Source organism: Mycobacterium sp. NAZ190054, assembly GCF_001545925.1.
Taxonomy (GTDB): Bacteria; Actinomycetota; Actinomycetes; order Mycobacteriales; family Mycobacteriaceae; genus Mycobacterium.
The window spans coordinates 1-1,300 of the sequence record NZ_LMVQ01000459.1 but is presented as its reverse complement, the minus strand read 5'-3'; the positions used below and the strand labels follow the sequence as shown (position 1 = coordinate 1,300).

At 70.8% G+C, this 1,300-nt stretch carries 2 pseudogenes; one reads left to right on the top strand and one right to left on the bottom strand.

Annotation, left to right across the window (positions count from 1 at the left end):
* Nucleotides 1-77: 77 nt before the first annotated feature.
* A pseudogene (locus ASJ79_RS24240) lies at nucleotides 78-731 on the bottom strand (wax ester/triacylglycerol synthase domain-containing protein); the annotation flags it as partial.
* Between the two features lie 170 nt (nucleotides 732-901).
* On the opposite strand from ASJ79_RS24240, the pseudogene ASJ79_RS24235 reads away from it, so the two are divergent.
* A pseudogene (locus tag ASJ79_RS24235) lies at nucleotides 902-1,300 on the top strand (hypothetical protein); the annotation flags it as partial.

Here is a 1,300-nt window from a genome sequence, read left to right as displayed (position 1 = left end):
GATGGCGATCCAGACCGCGATCGGCGAGACGGTCCGCAGCGGGAGCGGTCTGAGCAGCATCACGCCGAAGAACGACCGCGACGCCCGAGGTCGACCAGCTGTCCGGTGTTGGTGACGGCGTCGGTCAGCGCCGTGCGGACGGCGGCGGCCTGGGCGGTCGGCCGCATGATCCATTCGCCGACGGCGCCGAGCAGCAGCCGCCGGTCACTGGGCTCGCGGCCGGGGATCCAGATGTCCTCGCCGAACTCCGGCGGCTTCTGGGTCCGGTCGGCGATCACGTGGCCGATCTCCAGGGCGGTCATGCCGTTGACGAGCGCCTGGTGCGACTTCGTGTAGATCGCGAGCCGGTTCTTGGCCAGCCCCTCCACCAGGTACATCTCCCACAGCGGCCGCGACTTGTCCAATGGCCGGGACCCGAGCCGGGCCACCAGTTCGTGCAGCTGGGCGTCGCTGCCCGGGGACGGCAGCGCCGAGCGTCGGATGTGGTAGGTGATGTCGAAGTCCCGGTCGTCGATCCACACCGGCCGGGCCAGCCCGAGCGTCACCTCCCGCACCTTCTGCCGGTAGCGCGGGATCTGCGGCAGCCGCTGTTCGACGGTGGCCAGCAGCGTCTCGTAGCTCAGCCCGTTGCGGGGCTTGCGCAGGATCAGCAGTGAGCCGACGTACATGGGCGTCGACGAGTTCTCCAGCCGGAAGAACGACGCATCCGACGCCGACAGCCTGGTCACCATGTGCCGCGCCGCCTCCCCCGCTCACCTCGTTGCCGCCCCGGACCCTGCCACGTTAACGGCATTCTCTGAAACCGTGCACAACGTGTGCTCCGGGGTGCCTGTCGTGCGTGGGATCATGGAGCGGTCTGCAACTCTCCGGCAGATCCCACCGCGATCACTGGAGAGCCCGCATGTCCGCATCCCCGTCCGATCACGCGTCGACCACCACCTGGAAGACCTCGCCGGTCGTCGACTACGAACCTGACCCTCAGCCCCTCGGGCCGCGGTCGGCGCAGCCGTGCCTGCTCCCGTCCGGTCCGACGCTGCACCGGCCCGCGCTGCGGGCGCACCGCCCGCCGGCGCCGCCGCATGAGGCACCGCCGCCGCGGTCGGCCGTGGTGTTCGCCGAGACGGCGCTGCGTCAGGTGATCGAGGTCATCGACCGCCGCAGGCCGGTGGCCCAGCTGCGCTCGTTGATGACGCCGCTGCTGATCGCCGGCGTGATGGCTCGGGCCGACGCGCCGAGATCGGAACAGCGTCGGGTGGGGGACGGGTGTAGGTGCTGGAGGTGGGGGGTGCCCGGACGTGGT